The organism is Pseudomonas sp. Marseille-Q5299, from assembly GCF_943737035.1.
GTDB lineage: Bacteria > Pseudomonadota > Gammaproteobacteria > Pseudomonadales > Pseudomonadaceae > Aquipseudomonas > Aquipseudomonas putida_E.
On record NZ_CALSFR010000001.1, the window covers coordinates 36522 to 55479 of the forward strand.

The 18958-nt window shown below is 62.1% G+C and carries 22 protein-coding genes, 1 tRNA gene and 1 pseudogene; 17 read left to right on the forward strand and 7 right to left on the reverse strand.

What is annotated here, in order from left to right; genetic code table 11:
- The first annotated feature begins 245 nt into the window (after positions 1 to 245).
- The 6 genes from NGJ21_RS00160 to NGJ21_RS00185 all read left to right on the forward strand — a co-directional run bounded on the left by NGJ21_RS00160 (position 246) and on the right by NGJ21_RS00185 (position 3113).
- Complete coding sequence (locus tag NGJ21_RS00160; RefSeq protein WP_046788353.1) at positions 246 to 488, forward strand: hypothetical protein; 243 nt, start codon at positions 246 to 248, stop codon at positions 486 to 488.
- Positions 489 to 638: 150 nt separating this feature from the next.
- Complete coding sequence (locus NGJ21_RS00165) at positions 639 to 908, forward strand: DUF3077 domain-containing protein (RefSeq protein ID WP_012315232.1); 270 nt, start codon at positions 639 to 641, stop codon at positions 906 to 908.
- 440 nt (positions 909 to 1348) lie between these two features.
- Positions 1349 to 1591 (forward strand): hypothetical protein, encoded by a 243-nt coding sequence (locus NGJ21_RS00170; RefSeq protein WP_174142238.1) that lies wholly within the window; start codon positions 1349 to 1351, stop codon positions 1589 to 1591.
- A gap of 150 nt (positions 1592 to 1741) precedes the next feature.
- Positions 1742 to 2011, forward strand: a complete 270-nt coding sequence (locus NGJ21_RS00175; protein WP_012315234.1) for a DUF3077 domain-containing protein — start codon at positions 1742 to 1744, stop codon at positions 2009 to 2011.
- A gap of 439 nt (positions 2012 to 2450) precedes the next feature.
- Positions 2451 to 2693 carry a hypothetical protein gene (locus NGJ21_RS00180; RefSeq protein WP_231386172.1) on the forward strand — a complete coding sequence of 81 codons (243 nt, stop codon included), beginning with the start codon at positions 2451 to 2453 and terminating at the stop codon, positions 2691 to 2693.
- Between the two features lie 150 nt (positions 2694 to 2843).
- On the forward strand, positions 2844 to 3113 hold the full coding sequence (locus NGJ21_RS00185) for a DUF3077 domain-containing protein (RefSeq protein ID WP_012315232.1): 270 nt from the start codon (positions 2844 to 2846) through the stop codon (positions 3111 to 3113).
- Between the two features lie 128 nt (positions 3114 to 3241).
- Here NGJ21_RS00185 and NGJ21_RS00190 read toward each other — a convergent pair.
- Positions 3242 to 3329: transfer RNA gene (locus tag NGJ21_RS00190), tRNA-Ser, on the reverse strand.
- 134 nt (positions 3330 to 3463) lie between these two features.
- On the opposite strand from NGJ21_RS00190, the gene NGJ21_RS00195 reads away from it, so the two are divergent.
- The 8 genes from NGJ21_RS00195 to NGJ21_RS00230 all read left to right on the forward strand — a co-directional run bounded on the left by NGJ21_RS00195 (position 3464) and on the right by NGJ21_RS00230 (position 9254).
- Complete coding sequence (locus NGJ21_RS00195; RefSeq protein ID WP_012315235.1) at positions 3464 to 4135, forward strand: Bax inhibitor-1/YccA family protein; 672 nt, start codon at positions 3464 to 3466, stop codon at positions 4133 to 4135.
- 222 nt (positions 4136 to 4357) lie between these two features.
- Entirely contained in the window at positions 4358 to 5737 is a 1380-nt protein-coding gene (locus NGJ21_RS00200) for a nucleobase:cation symporter-2 family protein (RefSeq protein WP_251961677.1), read from the forward strand.
- Positions 5738 to 5822: 85 nt separating this feature from the next.
- Positions 5823 to 6215, forward strand: coding sequence for a sulfurtransferase complex subunit TusD (tusD, locus tag NGJ21_RS00205; RefSeq protein WP_174142240.1), 393 nt, complete (start codon positions 5823 to 5825; stop codon positions 6213 to 6215).
- 1 nt (position 6216) lies between these two features.
- On the forward strand, positions 6217 to 6576 hold the full coding sequence (gene tusC / locus NGJ21_RS00210; RefSeq protein ID WP_174142241.1) for a sulfurtransferase complex subunit TusC: 360 nt from the start codon (positions 6217 to 6219) through the stop codon (positions 6574 to 6576).
- Positions 6576 to 6872, forward strand: a complete 297-nt coding sequence (gene tusB / locus NGJ21_RS00215) for a sulfurtransferase complex subunit TusB (protein ID WP_119687450.1) — start codon at positions 6576 to 6578, stop codon at positions 6870 to 6872. Before tusC ends, tusB begins: the two co-directional genes overlap by 1 nt.
- The gene (locus tag NGJ21_RS00220; protein ID WP_174142242.1) at positions 6869 to 7204 is read left to right on the forward strand and encodes a TusE/DsrC/DsvC family sulfur relay protein; all 336 of its coding nucleotides are present in this window, start codon (positions 6869 to 6871) and stop codon (positions 7202 to 7204) included. The genes tusB and NGJ21_RS00220 overlap by 4 nt, the downstream gene beginning before the upstream one ends.
- Positions 7201 to 8205 carry a glycosyl transferase family protein gene (locus tag NGJ21_RS00225; RefSeq protein WP_115274338.1) on the forward strand — a complete coding sequence of 335 codons (1005 nt, stop codon included), beginning with the start codon at positions 7201 to 7203 and terminating at the stop codon, positions 8203 to 8205. The genes NGJ21_RS00220 and NGJ21_RS00225 overlap by 4 nt, the downstream gene beginning before the upstream one ends.
- Positions 8206 to 8297: 92 nt before the next feature.
- Positions 8298 to 9254 carry a glutathione S-transferase family protein gene (locus NGJ21_RS00230; RefSeq protein WP_046788258.1) on the forward strand — a complete coding sequence of 319 codons (957 nt, stop codon included), beginning with the start codon at positions 8298 to 8300 and terminating at the stop codon, positions 9252 to 9254.
- Between the two features lie 117 nt (positions 9255 to 9371).
- On the opposite strand, the gene cysG is transcribed toward NGJ21_RS00230, so the two are convergent.
- The 6 genes and pseudogenes from cysG to NGJ21_RS00260 all read right to left on the reverse strand — a co-directional run bounded on the left by cysG (position 9372) and on the right by NGJ21_RS00260 (position 16776).
- Positions 9372 to 10766: a siroheme synthase CysG gene (gene cysG / locus NGJ21_RS00235; RefSeq protein WP_115274337.1), complete on the reverse strand. Its 1395-nt coding sequence runs from the start codon at positions 10764 to 10766 to the stop codon at positions 9372 to 9374.
- Positions 10767 to 12047, reverse strand: a complete 1281-nt coding sequence (serS, locus tag NGJ21_RS00240; RefSeq protein ID WP_046788260.1) for a serine--tRNA ligase — start codon at positions 12045 to 12047, stop codon at positions 10767 to 10769. It lies immediately after the preceding gene.
- Between the two features lie 30 nt (positions 12048 to 12077).
- Positions 12078 to 12275 (reverse strand): annotated as a pseudogene (locus tag NGJ21_RS00245) (CrcB family protein); the annotation flags it as partial.
- A 5-nt stretch (positions 12276 to 12280) separates the two neighbouring features.
- Positions 12281 to 13606, reverse strand: a complete 1326-nt coding sequence (locus tag NGJ21_RS00250) for a replication-associated recombination protein A (RefSeq protein WP_115274336.1) — start codon at positions 13604 to 13606, stop codon at positions 12281 to 12283.
- Positions 13607 to 13618: 12 nt separating this feature from the next.
- Positions 13619 to 14254: an outer membrane lipoprotein periplasmic chaperone LolA gene (lolA, locus tag NGJ21_RS00255; RefSeq protein WP_012315247.1), complete on the reverse strand. Its 636-nt coding sequence runs from the start codon at positions 14252 to 14254 to the stop codon at positions 13619 to 13621.
- A 62-nt stretch (positions 14255 to 14316) separates the two neighbouring features.
- Entirely contained in the window at positions 14317 to 16776 is a 2460-nt protein-coding gene (locus tag NGJ21_RS00260) for a DNA translocase FtsK (RefSeq protein ID WP_251961678.1), read from the reverse strand.
- 380 nt (positions 16777 to 17156) lie between these two features.
- Here NGJ21_RS00260 and aat point away from each other — a divergent pair, with 380 nt between their 5' ends.
- The 3 genes from aat (at position 17157) to infA (ending at position 18922) form a co-directional block, all read left to right on the forward strand.
- Positions 17157 to 17837, forward strand: a complete 681-nt coding sequence (gene aat / locus NGJ21_RS00265) for a leucyl/phenylalanyl-tRNA--protein transferase (protein WP_046788263.1) — start codon at positions 17157 to 17159, stop codon at positions 17835 to 17837.
- A gap of 56 nt (positions 17838 to 17893) precedes the next feature.
- A complete protein-coding gene (locus NGJ21_RS00270) occupies positions 17894 to 18601 on the forward strand; it encodes an arginyltransferase (protein WP_046788264.1) in 708 nt (235 codons plus the stop codon).
- Positions 18602 to 18703: 102 nt separating this feature from the next.
- The gene (gene infA, locus NGJ21_RS00275; protein ID WP_002553999.1) at positions 18704 to 18922 is read left to right on the forward strand and encodes a translation initiation factor IF-1; all 219 of its coding nucleotides are present in this window, start codon (positions 18704 to 18706) and stop codon (positions 18920 to 18922) included.
- Positions 18923 to 18958: the final 36 nt, after the last annotated feature.

Genomic DNA, 18958 nt, shown 5'->3' on the forward strand with positions numbered 1-18958 from the left:
CCGCCTGTTTTCCGTTGCGGTCGCCCTGCTGGCGCTCTAGTCTCGGCCTGTTGCTGCACATCAGCGACATGGCTTTGACAGGCCGCGACGGTATTTGGCATACAGCTATCTTTATGGCGGCTGTACGTGTGGGCACGCTTGCGTGCGCCGGAACTTGCCAATTCCACCGGTCTGTCAACCCACGTACCGCTGCCACCCTTCTGTTTGACAGCAGAGAGGTCGCCGCACTTACAAGGAATTGGATAATGTTAAAGATAGTCCCCGATCCACCCCATGCCCTCCACGCTCTCGAAGACACTCTGATTCAGGCCGCAGACTTCGCTAACTGCGCGCTAGCCGTTACGCATCAGGCGATACTGGTTCAGCCGCGGTCGCCTGCGTCGGCCCTGATGATGGCGTCAACACATGAACTCGAGTCGCTGCGTGTGCTGCTCGAGGCGGCATTGATTCAGGTCCAGATGCCGACTGAGCCGCGAACGCTGCACTAAATCGACAAACCTGTGTTGCCTGGGCTGGCTCTATCGCCGGTACGCCGGCTGCCACAGGTGCGCGGCATTGAGTGAGGCCGGTGTCGCGACAAAGGGCGCAGCTTACCCGCGAAGGTGCCCGCCCAGGCCCTGGATGCTTGGGAGAGATCAATGACTAGCGATGAGCCGAACGTAAAAACCACTGTGGGCAAGACCACGTTCTTTCAAGGTGAGAACCAGACCCATCCACTGTTTCGCATCGAAGCCGGCATTCCCTGCCAGGATGCCCGGGAGCAAGCTTCGGAACTGATGGGTTATGTGCGGGAATTGACGGTCATCGGTGTGATGGATGAGAAACCGATGATGGTCTGGGCAGCGCATTACCTGAGTGCGTTGGCCAAGGCGCTGATGGATGATGCCGAGTTGGGGATGATGCGCTGATATCCTGATGTGCCAGGCGGTACGCCAAATGCGTCCGCCTCCGCAATGAAATGGCTGTATTGGCAGCCTCAAGCTCTGTAAATGAGCGTAACTGTAGATGCCAATGGATACCAGGCGCGATACCGGTTTGTCTTTGTGTCAGAAAATCAGATTTTTTCCCTTTCTTGTAGTCCATTTCCCAAACATACTTCAGGCGCCTATTTTCCGTTGCGGTCGCCCTGCTGGCGCTCTAGTCTCGGCCTGTTGCTGCACATCAGCGACACGGCTTTGACAGGCCGTAACGGTTTAAGCACATGGCTTTCCTTCTATGGTGGCTGTGCGTGGGGCACGCTTGCGTGCGCCGGAACTTTGCTTATTCCGCCGGTCTGTCAACCCACGTACAGCTGCCACCCTTCTGTTTGACAGCGGCGAGGTGACGGCATCCATAGAGGTAATAAGCGATGTTGAAGATGGTTCCCGATCCACCCCACGCCCTTCACTCTCTAGAAGATACGCTCATCCAGGCCGCAGACTTCGCTAACTGCGCGCTAGCTGTTACGCATCAGGCGATACTGGTTCAGCCGCGGTCGCCTGCGTCGGCCCTGATGATGGCGTCGACCCATGAACTCGAGTCGCTGCGTGTGCTGCTCGAGGCGGCATTGATTCAGGTCCAGATGCCGGCTGAGCCGCGAACGCTGCACTAAATCGACAACCCTGTGTTGCCTGGGCTGGCTCTATCGCTGGCAAGCCGGCTGCCACAGGTGCGCGGCATTGAGTGAGGCCGGTGTCGCGACAAAGGGCGCAGCTTACCCGCGAAGGTGCCCGCCCAGGCCCTGGACGCTTGGGAGAGATCAATGACCAGCGATGAGCCGAACGTAAAAACCACTGTAGGCAAGACCACGTTCTTTCAAGGTGAAAACCAGACCCATCCACTGTTTCGCATCGAAGCCGGCATTCCCTGCCAGGATGCGCGTGAGCAAGCTTCGGAACTGATGGGCTATGTGCGGGAATTGACGGTCATCGGTGTGATGGATGAGAAACCGATGATGGTCTGGGCAGCGCACTACCTGAGTGCGTTGGCGAAGGCACTGATGGATGATGCCGAGTTGGGGATGATGCACTGATTCCCTGACGTGCCAGGCGGTACGCCAAATGCGTCCGCCTCCGCATTGAAATGGCTGTATTGGCAGCCCCCAAACTCTGTAAATGAGCGTAACTGTAGATGCCAATGGATACCAGGCGCGATACCGGTTTGTCTTTGTGTCAGAAAATCAGATTTTTTCCCTTTCTTGTAGTCCATTTCCCAAACATACTTCAGCCGCCTGTTTTCCGTTGCGGTCGCCCTGCTGGCGCTCTAGTCTCGGCCTGTTGCTGCACGTCAGCGACATGGCTTTGACAGGCCGTAACGGTATGTAGGTAGGCAGCGCCTTCAATGGCGGCTGTGTGTGGGGCACGCTTGCGTGCGCCGGAACTTCCTATGTCCGCCGGTCTGTCAACCTGCACACAGCTGCCACCCAAACTGTTTGACAGCAGGATAGGTGCGCTTCCTTTGGAGATATAGGAATGTTAAAGATAGTCCCTGATCCACCCCACACCCTTCACTCTCTCGAAGATACGCTCATCCAGGCCGCAGACTTCGCTAACTGCGCGCTAGCCGTTACGCATCAGGCAATGCTGGTTCAGCCGCGGTCGCCTGCGTCGGCCCTGCTGATGGCGTCGACACATGAACTCGACTCGCTGCGTGTGCTGCTCGAGGCGGCATTGATTCAGGTCCAGATGCCGACTGAGCCGCGAACGCTGCACTAAGTCGACAACCCTGTGTTGCCTGGGCTGGCCCTATCGCCGGCAAGCCGGCTGCCACGGGTGCGCGGCATTGAGTGAGGCCGGTGTCGCGACAAAGGGCGCAGCTTACCCGCGAAGGTGCCCGCCCAGGCCCTGGATGCTTGGGAGAGATCAATGACTAGCGATGAGCCGAACGTAAAAACCACTGTAGGCAAGACCACGTTCTTTCAAGGTGAAAACCAGACCCATCCACTGTTTCGCATCGAAGCCGGCATTCCCTGCCAGGATGCCCGGGAGCAAGCTTCGGAACTGATGGGCTATGTGCGGGAATTGACGGTCATCGGTGTGATGGATGAAAAACCGATGATGGTCTGGGCAGCGCATTACCTGAGTGCGTTGGCCAAGGCGCTGATGGATGATGCCGAGTTGGGCATGATGCGCTGAGAAAGAGGCACGACACGAGATGTGTAGACAAAGCATTTCCCGCCTTTAACTTAAAGGCTCACGCCTATCGGCATCCCCAACCCCAGAAACGCAAAAGCCCCGAATAATCGGGGCTTTTGCTGAGAATATGGCGGAAGCGTAGAGATTCGAACTCTAGGATAGTTGCCCATCGACGGTTTTCAAGACCGTTGCCTTAAACCACTCGGCCACGCTTCCAGCTCGTTTTGCGGCCGCCATAATACCGTAATGAAACACGCTGTCAAACTCTCTATGTCGCCGGTTGCAGGAGCTCTGATAGACTCCTAGCATCTGAACGTTCCAAAACCACAGGTTTACCAAGGAGTGTCGCCATGCGCGAACAGGATTATGCCGTACACAGCGGCCAACAGGTCGAGCAGCGCGAGGTCAGCAAGGTCCTGCGCAACACCTACAGCCTGCTGGCACTCACCCTCGCCTTCAGCGGTGTCATGGCTTTCGTTGCCCAGCAGATGCGTGTCGGCTACCCGAACATCTTCGTCGTGCTGATCGGCTTCTACGGCCTGTTCTTCCTCACCAACAAACTGCGTGATTCGGTCTGGGGCCTGGTTTCCACCTTCGCTCTCACCGGCTTCATGGGCTTCATCCTCGGCCCAATCCTCAACCGTTACCTGGGCATGGCCGGTGGCGCTGAGGTGGTCAGCTCGGCCTTCGCCATGACGGCCCTGGTGTTCGGTGGCCTGTCGGCTTATGTGCTGATCTCGCGCAAGGACATGAGCTTCCTCAGCGGTTTCATCACCGCCGGCTTCTTCGTCCTGCTGGGCGCCGTAGTAGCAAGCTTCTTCTTCCAGATCAGCGGCCTGCAACTGGCGATCAGCGCTGGCTTCGTGCTGTTCTCGTCGGTCTGCATCCTGTTCCAGACCAGCGCGATCATCCACGGCGGTGAGCGTAACTACATCATGGCGACCATCAGCCTTTATGTATCGATCTACAACCTGTTTGTCAGCTTGCTGCAACTGTTCGGCATCATGGGTCGCGACGACTGATACCGGTTGCTTGAGCCCGTTGAAAAAGCCCGCTTCGGCGGGCTTTTTTGTGCGTACGTGCAGGCCTGTATCCTGTAGCCCACCCTTTCCGCGCCAGCTGACCTAAAAGTCAGGTTATTACCCGAATGCTCGCCGATCTTGCTGCCATCGTGCGCGCCACTACCGCAATCCCCCTTCACCCCGTAGAATGCGCTCCTTTTTTCTTCCGGGGCAGCTTCACCGATGAGCTCACACGAACACAGCCCGGGCGCGGATGCGCCTGCCAACGAACTGGTGCTTGGCCTCGAGGACAAGCCACGGCTGATTATCGGCCTGCTGGCGGCGCTGCAGCACCTGCTGGCGATCATCGTGCCGATCGTGACCCCGGGCCTGCTGATTTGCCAGGCGTTGGGTGTTTCGGCGCGTGATACCAACCTGATCGTGTCGATGTCGCTGGTCATCTCGGGTATCGCCACCTTCGTGCAGTGCAAGCGGTTTGGGCCGTTTGGCGCGGGCTTGCTGATCGTGCAGGGCACCAGCTTCAACTTCGTCGGCCCACTGATTGCCGGTGGTGCGCTGATGGTCAAACAGGGTACGCCTGTCGAAAGCGTGATGGCAGCGATCTTCGGCGTGGTGATCGCCGGCTCGTTCGTCGAGATGGGCGTGTCGCGCATCCTGCCCTTCGTCAAGCGTCTGATCACGCCGTTGGTGACGGGCATTGTGGTGCTGATGATCGGCCTGACCCTGATCAAGGTCGGTTTGATCAGCATGGGCGGCGGCTTTGGCGCCATGGCCAATGGCACCTTCGCCAATGGTGAGAACCTGCTGCTGTCGGGCGTGGTGCTGGCAATCATCGTCATCCTGAACCGCATCCCGGTGGTGTGGATGCGCAGCTGCGCCATCGTCATCGCCCTGGCGGTGGGTTACGCCCTGGCGGGTTACCTCGGCCGGCTGGACTTCACCGGCATGCATGAAGCTGCACTGTTCCAGGTACCGACGCCGCTGCACTTTGGCCTCGGTTTCTCGTGGGCGCTGTTCATCCCGATGCTGGTGATCTACCTGGTGACCTCGCTCGAAGCCATCGGCGACGTTACAGCCACCAGCAAGGTCTCGCGCCAACCGGTCGAAGGCCCGGTGTGGATGCAGCGCATCAAGGGCGGCGTGCTGGTCAACGGCGCCAACTCGCTGCTGGCGGGCCTGTTCAACACCTTCCCCAGCTCGATCTTCGCGCAGAACAACGGCGTGATTCAGCTGACCGGCATCGCCAGCCGTCACATCGGTATCTGGATTGCCGTGATGCTAGTGGTACTGGGCTTGTTCCCGAGTGTTGCCGGCGTGATTCAGGCTGTGCCTGAGCCTGTGCTGGGCGGCGCGGCCATGGTCATGTTCGGTGCCGTGGCCGCTTCGGGCATCAACATTCTGGCCAGCACGCGCCTGGACCGCCGTGCACTGCTGATCATCGCCGTGTCGTTGGCGTTGGGCTTGGGCGTGGCCCAGGTTCCGGAGTTCCTGGCGCACATGCCGGCGGCCATTCGCAACGTACTGGAGTCGGGCGTTGCCACCGGTGGCATCTGCGCCCTGGTGCTGAACTGGTTCCTGCCAGAGAGCAAGGAACACACCTGATAGCCCCTCCCCGGCCAACCAGCCCGCGCCCACCCGCGCGGGCTTTTTGCTTTATCATGGCCGCATTCCTTTACACGAGTTGCCCATGAAATTCGCTATCGCGGTTTTTTCCCCGGCCCATGCGCCCTCCTCGCGGCGCGCCTTGCGCTACGCCGAGGCGGTGCTGGCCGGCGGGCATGAGATTGCCCGGTTGTTCTTCTATCAGGACGGTGTTCACAGCGCCTCGGCCAACGTGGTCGCGCCCCAGGACGAACAGGACATCGCCGCCCAGTGGCGCGCTTTTGTCGAGCAGCACCAGCTGGACGCCGTGGTGTGCATCGCCGCTGCCTTGCGCCGCGGCGTGCTCGATGAGACCGAAGCCAGCCGCTACCAGCGCCAAGCGGTGAACCTGCCCAAGCCGTGGGAGCTCTCCGGCCTGGGCCAATTGCATGAAGCGGCACAGCTGGCCGACCGCCTGGTCTGCTTTGGAGGCGATTGAAATGGCCAAATCCCTGTTGATCATCAGCCGCCAGGCGCCCTGGACCGGCCCGTCTGCCCGCGAAGCGCTGGACATCGCATTGGCCGGCGGCGCTTTCGATCTGCCACTGGGCATGCTGTTCCTCGATGACGGCGTGTTCCAGCTTGCCCCTGATCAGCAACCGGTTGCCGTGCAACAAAAGAATCTGGCCGCCAACCTGCAGGCACTGCCGATGTTCGGTGTGGAGGAGCTGTTCGCTTGCCAGCACAGCCTGGCCCTTCGCGGGCTTGCTGCCGACACCCTGGCCCTGCCCGTTGAGGTGCTGGACGACGCGGCCCTGAAGGCACTGATTGCCCGTTTCGACCAAGTGGTGACGCTCTGATGCCGACCTTGCATGTGATATCCCACTCGCCCTTCGGCGATGATCGCCTGGGCAGCTGCCTGCGCCTGCTCGGCGGCGAAGATGCCTTGCTGCTGTGCGGCGATGCGGTTTATGCCCTGCGTGACGGCAGCGAACCACAGCGCCTGCTGCAGGCGGCAGCGCTGGAGCAACGCCTGTTCGCCCTCGACGAAGACCTGCAGGCGCGCAGCGTCAGCAGCGGGCTGGCAAAGACCGTGGACTACCCAGCGTTCGTCGCGTTGTCGTTGCACTATGACAAGGTCAACAGCTGGCTATGAACACCTTGACCATAGACAACCAGGCAATCGTCCTGGACAAGGACGGCTTTCTGGTCGACCTGCAAGACTGGTCCCACGCCGTCGCCGAGGCACTGGCCGCGCGCGAAAGCATTGCCCTGACCGCCGAACACTGGGAAGTGCTTGAACTGCTACGCCAGTTCTATGAGGAATTCCAGCTGTCTCCGGCCACGCGCCCGCTGATCAAGTACACAGCGCTAAAGCTGGGCCCTGAAAAGGGCAACAGCCCGCACCTCAACCGCCTGTTCAACGGCACCCCCGCCAAACTCGCCGCCAAGCTGGCGGGCCTGCCCAAGCCGACCAATTGCATATGACAGACGCTCGCCCGCTCACCCTTCAAACCCCGGCCGAACACCCGTTCGCCGAATTCGTGCGCATCCTTGGCAAAGGCAAACGCGGTGCCCGCAGCCTCACCCGTGAGGAAGCCCGAGCCGCCATGGCCCTGCTGCTTGAAGGCAAGGTTGAAGACACTCAGCTCGGTGCCTTCCTCATGTTGCTGCGGCACAAGGAAGAGAGCGCCGAGGAGCTGGCCGGCTTCACCGAGGCCCTGCGCGCCCAACTGCATGCACCACGCATCGCTGTCGACCTGGACTGGCCCAGCTATGCCGGCAAGAAGCGCCACCTGCCCTGGTTCCTGCTGGCCGCCAAATGCCTGGCCGCCAACGGCGTGCGCATCCTGATGCACGGTGGTGGCGCCCACACCGCCGGGCGCATGTACACCGAGCAATTGTTGGCCCTGCTGGACATTGCGCTGTGCCGCGATTGGTCTGCTGTCGAGCAAGCACTGGACCAGCAACGCCTGGCGTTTTTCCCGCTGCACGATTGGGCCCCGCAACTGCAGCGCATGATTGACCTGCGCAACATACTTGGCCTGCGCTCCCCCATCCATTCGCTGGCCCGCGTGCTCAACCCGCTGAGCGCCCGCTGCGGCCTGCAGAGCATCTTCCACCCCGGCTACCAGGCCGTACACCGCGAGGCCAGCCGGCTGCTGGGTGACCATGCGGTGGTCATCAAGGGCGATGGCGGCGAAATCGAAGTCAACCCGGATGTCATCAGCCACCTGTACGGCACCAGCGCAGGTGAAAACTGGGACGAAGAGTGGCCGGCGCTGAGTGAGCGGCGCCATGTAAAACCTGCAAGCCTGCAGCCCGAACAACTGCTGGCGGTTTGGCGTGGCGAGGCTCAGGACAGCTATGGGGAAATGGCCGTGGTGGCGACCATGGCCCTGGCGTTGCGCGGCTTGGGGCAGGACCGGGAGCAGGCGTTCGCGACCGCACGCGGCTATTGGGGCGCTCGAAACCAATCGAATAACTAGATCATTTTTGCGCAGTCTTTGCGCTATTTATTCGAACGCTTTGCCCTAGACTGGGCTCCAACGACAAACAACTTTGTTCCGAGGAGCTCACCATGGGCCTTTTGATCGACGGTCGCTGGCACGACCAGTGGTACGAAAACGGCAAGGATGGCGCCTTCAAGCGCGAGAACGCCCAGCGCCGCAATCAGTTGCCCGCCCCCGAAGCCGGTCGCTACCACCTGTATGTGTCGCTGGCCTGTCCATGGGCTCACCGCACCCTGATCGTGCGTGCGCTCAAAGGCCTGGAGCCGCTGATCGATGTGTCGGTGGTCAGCTGGCTGATGCAAGAAAACGGCTGGACCTTCGACCAGCAACAGGGCTCCACGGGCGATCACCTCGACGCCCTAGAATTCATGCACCAGCGCTATACCCAAGATGACCCGCACTACACAGGCCGCGTGACCGTGCCCGTATTGTGGGACAAAAAGGAAAAGCGCATCGTCAACAACGAGTCGGCGGAGATCATCCGTATCTTCAACAGCGCCTTCAACGAACTGACAGGCAATACCCTCGACCTGTATCCGCAGCCGCTGCGCCCGACCATCGAAGCGCTCAATGCACGCATCTACCCAGCGGTGAACAATGGTGTTTACCGTGCAGGCTTCGCCACTACGCAAGAAGCCTACGAGGCTGCGTTCGACGAAGTGTTCAACGAGCTGGACTACCTGGAAGCGCTGCTGGACCGCCAACGTTACCTGGCAGGCGAGCACCTGACCGAGGCCGATGTGCGCCTGTTTACCACGCTGGTGCGCTTCGATGCGGTGTATCACGGCCACTTCAAGTGCAACCTGCGCCGGTTGAGCGACTACCCGAACCTGTCAAACTGGCTGCGTGAGCTGTACCAGTGGCCGGGTGTGGCGCCGACGGTGAACATGGAGCACATCCAGAAGCACTATTACATGAGCCACAAGACCATCAACCCGAACGGAATCGTGCCCAAGGGGCCGCTGCAGGACTTCAATCTGCCGCATGATCGGGAGCGGTTGCCAGGCAAAGGGATCTGGGGCTGAGAAAGTTGGGGCTGCGTTGCAGCCCATCGCCGGCAAGCCGGCTCCCACAGGGTGGTGAGCTGCGCAGTACATGTGGGAGCCGGCTTGCCGGCGATGGGCCGCAAAGCGGCCCCGCTATTACTGGTCTTGCTGCGAACCTTCGAACCAGGCCAGCTTTTCGCGCAACTGCACCACTTCCCCGACAATCACCAGGGTCGGCGCATGCACTTCATGCTCGGCCACCAGTGCTGGCAGGTCGGCCAAGGTGCCAGTGAACACCCGCTGATTGCGCGTAGTCCCCTGCTGCACCAACGCCGCCGGCGTGCTCGATGCACGCCCATGGCGAATCAGCTCGGCGCAAATGGTCGGCAACCCTACCAGGCCCATGTAGAACACCAAGGTCTGGTTCGGCGCCACCAGGTCATTCCAAGGCAGGTTGCTGGTACCGTCCTTGAGGTGGCCGGTCACGAAACGCACCGACTGGGCATAATCACGGTGGGTCAGCGGAATGCCGCCGTAGGCAGAGCAACCACTGGCTGCGGTAATACCGGGCACCACCTGGAACGGGATGCCATGCTCGGCGAGTTCTTCGATCTCTTCGCCACCACGGCCGAAAATGAACGGGTCGCCTCCCTTCAGGCGCAACACGCGCTTACCCTCGCGGGCCAGGTCGACCAGCAGCCGGTTGATCTGGTCCTGCGGCACGGCATGCTCGGCGCGGCGTTTGCCGACGTAGATACGTTCGGCATCGCGGCGGCACATTTCAATGATTGCCGGCGCCACCAGGCGGTCATACAACACCACATCGGCCTGCTGCATCAGGCGCAAGGCACGGAAGGTGAGCAAGTCCGGATCACCCGGCCCCGCCCCCACCAGATACACCTCACCACCCTGCTGCACCGGCGCACCGTCGACCATGGCCTGCAACAGCCGCTCGGCCTCGGCACCCTGCCCGGCCAGCTGACGCTCGGCGATCGGGCCCTGGAACACGGTCTCCCAGAAGCCGCGCCGCTGATTGACATCCGGGTACAGCGCCTTGACCTTGTGCCGGAAGCGCGCCGCCAAGGCGGCCAGTTCGCCATAAGTGGACGGGATCCAGGTTTCCAGCTTGGCGCGAATCAGGCGCGCCAGCACCGGGGCGTCACCGCCGCTGGATACCGCTACCACCAGGGGCGAACGGTCGACAATGGCCGGGAAGATCACCGTGCACAGGGCCGGTGCATCCACCACGTTGACCGGCACGCAAAGCGCCTGCGCATCCGCCGACACCTGGGCATTGAGCCCGGGGTCGTCGGTGGCTGCGATCACCAGGCGACAGCCGACCAGGTCGGCCGCCTGATAACCACGCACCAGGACCTCACCGCCACCTTCACGGGCCAGCGCAGCCAGTTGGCCGTCGACCTCGGGCGCCACCACCCGCAGCGCGGCGCCAGCATCGGCTAGCAGGCGCGCCTTGCGCAAAGCGATCTCGCCGCCGCCGACGACCAGCACGCGGCCGCCCTGCAGCTTGTGGAACAGCGGCAGGTAATCCATTTAGCGGATGACCTCGACACCGCCCATGTAGGGCTTGAGCACTTCCGGCACACGGATGGAGCCATCGGCCTGCTGGTAGTTTTCCAGCACAGCGACCAGGGTACGGCCTACGGCCAGGCCCGAGCCATTGAGGGTGTGCACCAGCTCCGGCTTGCCGGTTTCCGGGTTGCGCCAGCGGGCCTGCATGCGGCGCGCCTGGAAGTCACCGCAGTTGGAGCAGGAGCTGATCTCGCGGTACTTGTCCTGGCTTGGCACCCACACTTCCAGGTCGTAGGTCTTCACGGCGCCGAAGCCCATGTCACCGGTGCACAGGGCCAGTACGCGGTAGGGCAGTTCCAGCAGCTGCAACACGCGCTCGGCGTTGGCGGTGAGGCCTTCCAGGGCTTCCATGGACTTGGACGGCTCGACCACCTGCACCATCTCGACCTTGTCGAACTGGTGCTGGCGGATCATGCCGCGCGTGTCACGGCCCGAAGCGCCAGCTTCACTGCGGAAGCACGGGGTGTGGGCGACCAGCTTGAGCGGCAGCTGCTTGGCGTCGATGATCTCGCCGGCCACCAGGTTGGTCAGCGACACTTCAGCGGTCGGGATCAGGTAGAAGTCGGCTTCGCCTTCGCGGGTGATCTTGAACAGGTCTTCCTCGAATTTCGGCAACTGGCCGGTGCCCTGCAAGGCCGGAGCCTGGACCAGGTACGGGGTGTAGTGTTCTTCGTAGCCATGCTCACCGGTGTGCAGGTTGATCATGAACTGCGCCAGGGCACGGTGCAGGCGGGCAATCGGGCCGCGCAGCACGGCAAAGCGGGCGCCCGACAGCTTGGCAGCTGCTTCGAAGTCCAGGCCACCGCTGATCTCGCCCAGGGCGACGTGGTCCTTGATTTCAAAATCGAATGCCCTCGGCGTGCCCCAACGGCGCACTTCGACGTTGTCGTCCTCACTGGCACCGACCGGCACGCTGGCGTCCGGCAGGTTGGGGATGGTCAGGACAATGCCATCCAGTTCGGCCTGGATGCCGTCCAGCTCGACCTTGCCAGCGGCCAGCTCATTGGCCATGCGCTCGACATCAGCCATCAGCGGCGCGATGTCCTCGCCCTTGGCCTTGGCCTGGCCAATCGATTTGGAGCGGGCGTTACGCTCGGCCTGCAGCTGCTCGGTGCGGGTCTGCACCGCCTTGCGGCGCTCTTCCAGCGATTCGATGCGCGCGACATCCAGGCTGAAGCCACGGGAGGCGAGGCGGTCCGCCACTTCCTGAAGTTGGCCGCGTAACAGTTTGGAATCGAGCATGTCGTTCTCTCGTTATGTGTGTAGGTTGGTTCAGAGTCGGGTCAGGGACAGGCCGGCCCAGGTGGCCAGTAGCCCGCCCATCACGCTAATACCGGTATAGCCCACGGCCAGGGGCGCTTGCCCACTTTCCATCAGGCGCACGGTATCGAGCGAAAAAGAAAAAAATGTCGTCAACCCACCGATGAAGCCGACGATAAGGCCAAAGCGCAGGAACAGCCCATGGAACAGAGCGCTCACGGCTTTCTCCGTTGACGCGGGCTACTGCGATCAAGGTCGGCCAGGTGACGCAGTTTCTCGCCGATCTTCAGCTCGAGCCCTCGGGGCACGGGCTGATAATACTGGCGTGGCTCAAGCTGATCGGGGAAGTAATCTTCACCCGCGGCATAGGCATCGGGCTCGTCGTGGGCATAGCGGTACTCCTCGCCGTAGCCGAGCTGCTTCATCAGCTTGGTCGGGGCGTTGCGCAGGTGCAGCGGCACCTCCAGCGAGCCGTGCTCGGCGGCCTCGCGCAGGGCAGTCTTGAAGCCCATGTACACGGCGTTGCTCTTCGGCGCGCAGGCAATATAGGTAATGGCCTGAGCCACCGCCAGCTCGCCCTCAGGGCTGCCCAGACGCTCCTGCACGTCCCAGGCCGCCAGGCACAGGCTCAGGGCCCGCGGGTCGGCGTTGCCGATGTCCTCGCTGGCCATGCGCACCACGCGGCGGGCAATGTACAGCGGGTCGCAGCCGCCATCGAGCATGCGCGCGAACCAGTACAGCGCGGCGTCCGGGTTGGAGCCGCGCACAGACTTGTGCAGGGCGGAAATCTGGTCGTAGAAGGCCTCGCCGCCTTTGTCAAAGCGCCGGCGGCTGTCACCGAGCAAGCTCTGCAGCAGGTCTACGCCAATCTCGCCGCCATCTTCGGCCAGGTCCGAGGCGTTTTCGAGGAAGTTGAGCATGCGCCGGCCATCGCCATCGGCGGCGGCCATGAGCATCTTGAAGGCGTCGTCGCCCACACTCAGGTTGCGTTTGCCCAGGCCGCGTTCTTCGTTGAGTGCGCGGTCGACCAGCTTGCGCAAGGCTGGCTCGTCCAGGCTCTTGAGCACATACACCCGCGCCCGCGAGAGCAAGGCATTGTTCAGTTCGAAGGACGGGTTCTCGGTGGTGGCGCCGATGAAGATCAGCGTGCCGTCTTCGACAAAGGGCAGGAAGGCGTCCTGCTGGGACTTGTTGAAGCGGTGCACCTCATCGACGAACAGGATGGTCCGGCGGCCATACTGGCCGGCCTGCTGCTTGGCCACCTCGACGGCCTGGCGGATTTCCTTGACCCCCGCCAGTACCGCAGAAACCGTCTCGAAGTGCGCATCGCAAAACTGTGCCAGAAGCCGTGCGAGCGTGGTCTTGCCCACGCCCGGCGGCCCCCAGAAGATCATCGAGTGCAGCGCACCCTGCTCCAGCGCCTCACGCAGCGGTTTGCCGCGCGCCAGCAGGTGCTCCTGGCCGACATACTCGTCCAGGTTGGACGGGCGTAGCCGGGCAGCCAGGGGCTGGGCAACGGGTTCGCTTCGAAACAGGTCCATGGTGCGCTCTGCTTACTCCTTGATGACGTCCGCGCCTTTCGGGATGTCGAACTTGAAGGTGCTGTCCGGCACCGCCTGGTTGGCCTTGACGCCATTGAACAGGATGTTGGTGCGCTGGCCGACGCTGTCGATCAGCTGCATGTCGTTGATCAGGCCACGGCGGAACGACACGCGCAGCGAATCGAAAAGGGTGTCCTTGGTCGTTGGCTTGAGGGTGAAGTCCATCACTTCGCCCTGCTCCTTGGAGGTGATGTCGAAGCTCTGGCTGATCTTCGACACATCACCGGACAGCAGCAGCGCCGGGGTCTGGTTCAGGCGCACATCGAGCTTCTTGATGGTGGCCTGCTCCAGGTCAGGGTCCCACAGGGTGACGTTCTTGCCGTCGGACACCACCACCTGCTCCTGGGGAGCATCGGTGTGCCAGTAGAACAGGCCCGGGCGCTTGACCGTCATCTTGCCGGTTGTCTCCTGCAGGCTGGTGCCGCCGGCATCCAGGGTCAGTTGGGAGAAATTGGCCTCGATGGTCTGCGACTTTTCCAGCAACTGGGTCAGGCGCTGCACGTCCTGCTCACCAGCGTGAGCCGACAGTGTGGCCGATAACGAACCCAGGGTCAGGGCAGAAACCAACAGCATGCGAATCGCGCGCATGTTAATCCTCATTGAGCATTGAAGAAGCCGGGCGCCACCGTCGGCGCCCGGCAAGGTGTTCATCAGTCACGCGGGCCGCCCGGGGCAATCACTTCCCGCGAGCCGTTGCTGTTCATGGGGGTGACCACGCCGGCCATCTCCATCGCCTCGATCATGCGCGCAGCGCGGTTGTAGCCGATCTTGAGCTTGCGCTGCACGGCGGAAATCGACGCCCGACGGCTTTCGAGGACGAATTGCACCGCCTCATCATACAGGGCGTCGCTTTCCGAATCCTCGTCGCCGCCACCGCCACCACCGCCTTCGAAGCCGCTGCCAGCTTCCTCGACGCCGTTGAGGATGTCGTCGTTGTAGTCTGGTGCGCCACGCAGCTTCCAGGCTTCCACCACGCGGTGCACTTCATCGTCGGAGACGAATGCGCCGTGTACCCGGATCGGCAGGCTGGTACCTGGCGGCATGTAGAGCATGTCACCGTGGCCGAGCAGCTGCTCGGCGCCACCTTGGTCGATGATGGTGCGCGAGTCGATCTTGCTCGACACCTGAAACGCCATGCGGGTCGGGATGTTGGCCTTGATCAGGCCGGTGATCACGTCCACCGATGGGCGCTGGGTGGCGAGGATCAGGTGAATGCCGGCGGCCCGCGCCTTCTGGGCGATACGGGCGATCAGCTCTTCGACCTTCTTGCCGACGATCATCATCATGTCGGCGAATTCGTCGACCACCACCACGATGGTCGGCAGGGTCTTCAGGGCCGGCGGCTCGTCTTCCATGCTCTCGCGGCGGAACAGCGGATCGTGGATGATCTCGCCAGCCTCCTGGGCATCCTTGATCTTGCGGTTGAAGCCGGCCAAGTTACGCACGCCCATGGCCGCCATCAGTTTGTAACGCCGTTCCATCTCGGCCACGCTCCAGCGCAGCGCGTTGGCGGCGTCCTTCATGTCGGTGACCACCGGGCACAGCAGGTGCGGGATGCCTTCGTAGATCGACAGCTCGAGCATCTTTGGGTCGATCATGATCAGGCGCGCGTCTTCAGGGCCGGACTTGAACAGGATCGACAGGATCATCGCGTTCACACCCACCGACTTACCGGAGCCGGTGGTACCGGCCACCAGCAGGTGTGGCATCTTGGCCAGGTCGGTGATCACCGGCTTGCCGCCGATGTCATGGCCCAGGGCCAGGGTGACGGGCGACTTCTGCTCGTCGTACTGCGGCGTCGACAGCACCTCGGAGAAGCGCACCATCTGCCGGTTTTCGTTGGGGATCTCGATACCCACGGTGGTCTTGCCGGGTATGACCTCGACCACCCGCACACTGGTCACGGCCAGCGACCGCGCAAGGTCCTTGGCCAGGTTGGCGATGCGGCTGACCTTGACCCCGGCCGCAGGCTGGATTTCGTAGCGGGTAATGACCGGGCCCGGGTGGATGGAGTCCACCGAGACTTCGACGCCGAATTCCTTGAGTTTGATTTCCAGCAACTGACCGACGCCGGCCAGGGATTCTGGCGAATACTCGATCTTCTTCTGCTCGGCCGGGTCGAGGATGGAGATGGACGGCAAGGTACCTTCCACGGCGCTGTCGACGAACAGCGGCGCCTGCTTTTCCTTCATCACCCGCTTGCTCGGCTCCACTGCCTTGGCCGGCGCTGCCGGCGGCATGATCACAGGGGCAATCGAGGGTTCACGTGGGACAACAGTCTCGCGCGGGACAATGGGTTCGCGATGGGCTACGACAGGGCGCGCGGGCGGCTCATCGCGCTCACCGATGCGCTCGCGCAGTTGCGCCTTGGCCGGTTCGCGTTTATCGGCAGCCGCCGGCGCCGCGTCGAACCTTGGTTCGTCCACCTCGCGCAGCTGCGCCTCCAGGCGTTTACGCTCGTTGCGCGCCTCCCACCAGCGATTGGCCGCGCCTTGCACGAGCTCGAACAGGTCGAGGGTGATCTTGCCGGTCATGTCCATCACCTTGAACCACGAGAGGTCGGTGAACACGGTCAGGCCGAACAGGAACAGGGCGATGAACATCAGCGTGCTGCCCTGCACGTTGAGCAGGTTGCGCGCCAGGTCGCCGAGGCTTTCGCCCAAGGCACCACCGGCGGAGAACGGCAGGCTCGCCGGGGGGTGGAAATGGATATGCGCCAGAGCGGCACCCGACAGCACCAGGAACACCAGGCCGATGAGGCGCCAGGAGAACAACCAGCCGCTCCACTGCCAGGGTTGATGGCGCTCGCGGAAGATCTGCCAGGTTTTGATGGCCAGCAGTAAAGGGAAGATGTAGGCGAAGTAGCCCAGCACCATGAACATGATGTCGGCGAAGTACGCACCGGCACGCCCGGCAGCGTTCTGCACCTGGTCGACGTTGCTGGTGTGGCTGAAGCCTGGGTCGGAGGTATCGTAGGTCAGCAGCGCCATCCACAAGTACAGGCACAGGGCGCCGACAGCGATCAACGCACCTTCCTTGAGGCGGTAATGCAGCTGCTGCCGCCACAGGGGCACAGGCAGAGGAGCTGGAGTTGCGGTGGATTTCTTCAAAACGCGTCTATTCCTGCGCGTGCTGCGCGTCCAGTAGTGATTGGCCGATAACGGGCCAATGAACCACTACTTTTAACATTACTGCCCGCCGGCCGCCATGGCGGCACGCCCTATGGCGTTTGGGTGGGGGCGACTTTCGTATAGGTGCAATTTGAGCATGCATTTTCTTTTGTGACAAAGGCTTATGCTGTGTTTTTGCACAGGTGTGACAGCAAATGTGCCAGATGGTGCCTGCAGCCTAACGAATGTGTAGGAAATTGCCGACCATATCGCCTGACTGAACGCACACGCAGGCAGGCCTGGCCCCACATGGGCCAGCATTGACCCAAAGCGCCCTCCTTGCCATGCTGCCCCTCCCCTCCCCCACCGCACGATAGACCATGCTCACCTGGCTGACTCGCGACTCGCTGACCTTCCCACCCCTGGAAAAGGCCCTGCAGGATCCTAACGGCCTGCTCGCCGCTGGTGGCGACCTGAGCCCCGAGCGCCTGGTGCAGGCCTATCGCCATGGCTGCTTCCCGTGGTACCAGGACGGCCAACCCATCCTCTGGTGGTCGCCCAACCCTCGCACCGTTCTGTTCCCGGACGAGCTGCATGTCTCGCGCTCGCTGGCCAAGCTGTTGCGCCAGGGGCGCTATCAGGTCAGCTTCGACAGCGACTTCCCCGCCGTGATCGACGCCTGCGCGGCACCGCGTGACTACGCGGACGGCACCTGGATTACCGACACCATGCGCAACGCCTACTGCGAGCTGCACCGGCGCGGTATCGCCCATTCGGTGGAGGTGCGCCACAACGGCGAACTGGTGGGCGGCCTGTACGGCCTGGCCATGGGGCGGTTGTTTTTCGGCGAGTCGATGTTCAGCCGCGCCGACAATGCTTCCAAGGTCGGCTTCGTGACCCTGGTCAAGCACCTGCAAGAGGCGGGCTTTGTGCTGATCGACTGCCAGATGCCGACCGAACACCTGCATAGCCTGGGCGCCCGCGCCATCAGCCGCGCCAGCTTCGCCGATTACCTAGCCCACCACCTCGACCAGCCCAACAGTGCCAGCTGGCGCAGCTAGGCGAGTTCCGAGAGCTGGCTTACACTTAAAGCAAAGTCTCACCGAAGGGGTCGACCATGACAGAGTTGGCGCGGTTGAAGTTCTATGCCACTCAGCCCCACTCCTGCAGCTATCTGCCGAACGAGCAGGCGACCACCCTGTTCCTCGACCCCAGCCAGCCGATGGACGTGCATGTGTATGCCGACCTTTCGGAGATGGGCTTTCGGCGCAGTGGCGACCACCTGTACCGCCCACATTGCCAGAACTGCAATGCCTGCGTTCCAGCCCGCATTCCGGCCGCACGCTTCATCCCCAACCGCCAGCAGCGGCGCATCCTCAAGCGCAATGCCGACCTCACCGTGACGGCTGCCCGGCCGGCGTTCAAGGAAGAATATTTCGACCTGTACCGGCGCTACATCGAAACCCGCCATGCCGATGGCGACATGTACCCGCCAAGCCGCGATCAGTTTTCCACCTTTCTGGTGCGCGACTTGCCGTTCTGCTGGTTCTACGAATTCCGCCTGGCAGGCCGCCTGCTGGCGGTGGCGGTGTGCGACCTGCTGCCCAACGGGCTGTCAGCGGTGTACACGTTCTACGAGCCCGACGAAGAACGGCGCAGCCTGGGGCGCTTTGCCATCCTTTGGCAAATCACCGAAGCCCTGCGCCAGGACCTCGAAGCGGTATACCTCGGCTACTGGATCAAGAACTGCAAGAAGATGAACTACAAGACCCAGTATCGCCCGATCGAACTGCTGATCAACCAGCGTTGGGTCACCCTCAACTGAAAGCATTGGCTTGACACACTATTTTCCGGCATAATCCACGCCACTTTTTTGCCCGGTGCGGTTATGCGTCGGGCCAACACTGGACACCGAGGGCTCAACTGCATGTCGAAAGAAGACAGCTTCGAAATGGAAGGTACTGTCGTCGACACCCTGCCCAACACCATGTTCCGCGTGGAGTTGGAAAACGGGCACGTCGTAACCGCGCACATCTCCGGAAAGATGCGCAAGAACTACATCCGTATTCTCACTGGCGACAAGGTCCGCGTCGAGCTGACGCCTTATGACCTGAGCAAGGGCCGCATCACCTACCGTGCGCGCTAAGCTCCAGCCATGAAAAAGCCCGGCCATGTGCCGGGC

Coding starts and splice junctions, on each gene's coding strand:
- NGJ21_RS00195 (WP_012315235.1), top strand. CDS start 3,464: ATGCGCGAACAGGATTATGCCGTACACAGCGGCCAACAGGTCGAGCAG.
- NGJ21_RS00175 (WP_012315234.1), top strand. CDS start 1,742: ATGACCAGCGATGAGCCGAACGTAAAAACCACTGTAGGCAAGACCACG.
- serS (WP_046788260.1), bottom strand. CDS start 12,047: ATGCTCGATTCCAAACTGTTACGCGGCCAACTTCAGGAAGTGGCGGAC.
- NGJ21_RS00225 (WP_115274338.1), top strand. CDS start 7,201: ATGACAGACGCTCGCCCGCTCACCCTTCAAACCCCGGCCGAACACCCG.
- tusD (WP_174142240.1), top strand. CDS start 5,823: ATGAAATTCGCTATCGCGGTTTTTTCCCCGGCCCATGCGCCCTCCTCG.
- tusB (WP_119687450.1), top strand. CDS start 6,576: ATGCCGACCTTGCATGTGATATCCCACTCGCCCTTCGGCGATGATCGC.
- NGJ21_RS00230 (WP_046788258.1), top strand. CDS start 8,298: ATGGGCCTTTTGATCGACGGTCGCTGGCACGACCAGTGGTACGAAAAC.
- NGJ21_RS00165 (WP_012315232.1), top strand. CDS start 639: ATGACTAGCGATGAGCCGAACGTAAAAACCACTGTGGGCAAGACCACG.
- infA (WP_002553999.1), top strand. CDS start 18,704: ATGTCGAAAGAAGACAGCTTCGAAATGGAAGGTACTGTCGTCGACACC.
- cysG (WP_115274337.1), bottom strand. CDS start 10,766: ATGGATTACCTGCCGCTGTTCCACAAGCTGCAGGGCGGCCGCGTGCTG.
- NGJ21_RS00160 (WP_046788353.1), top strand. CDS start 246: ATGTTAAAGATAGTCCCCGATCCACCCCATGCCCTCCACGCTCTCGAA.
- NGJ21_RS00250 (WP_115274336.1), bottom strand. CDS start 13,606: ATGGACCTGTTTCGAAGCGAACCCGTTGCCCAGCCCCTGGCTGCCCGG.
- NGJ21_RS00220 (WP_174142242.1), top strand. CDS start 6,869: ATGAACACCTTGACCATAGACAACCAGGCAATCGTCCTGGACAAGGAC.
- NGJ21_RS00200 (WP_251961677.1), top strand. CDS start 4,358: ATGAGCTCACACGAACACAGCCCGGGCGCGGATGCGCCTGCCAACGAA.
- NGJ21_RS00270 (WP_046788264.1), top strand. CDS start 17,894: ATGACAGAGTTGGCGCGGTTGAAGTTCTATGCCACTCAGCCCCACTCC.
- tusC (WP_174142241.1), top strand. CDS start 6,217: ATGGCCAAATCCCTGTTGATCATCAGCCGCCAGGCGCCCTGGACCGGC.
- NGJ21_RS00185 (WP_012315232.1), top strand. CDS start 2,844: ATGACTAGCGATGAGCCGAACGTAAAAACCACTGTAGGCAAGACCACG.
- aat (WP_046788263.1), top strand. CDS start 17,157: ATGCTCACCTGGCTGACTCGCGACTCGCTGACCTTCCCACCCCTGGAA.
- lolA (WP_012315247.1), bottom strand. CDS start 14,254: ATGCGCGCGATTCGCATGCTGTTGGTTTCTGCCCTGACCCTGGGTTCG.
- NGJ21_RS00180 (WP_231386172.1), top strand. CDS start 2,451: ATGTTAAAGATAGTCCCTGATCCACCCCACACCCTTCACTCTCTCGAA.
- NGJ21_RS00170 (WP_174142238.1), top strand. CDS start 1,349: ATGTTGAAGATGGTTCCCGATCCACCCCACGCCCTTCACTCTCTAGAA.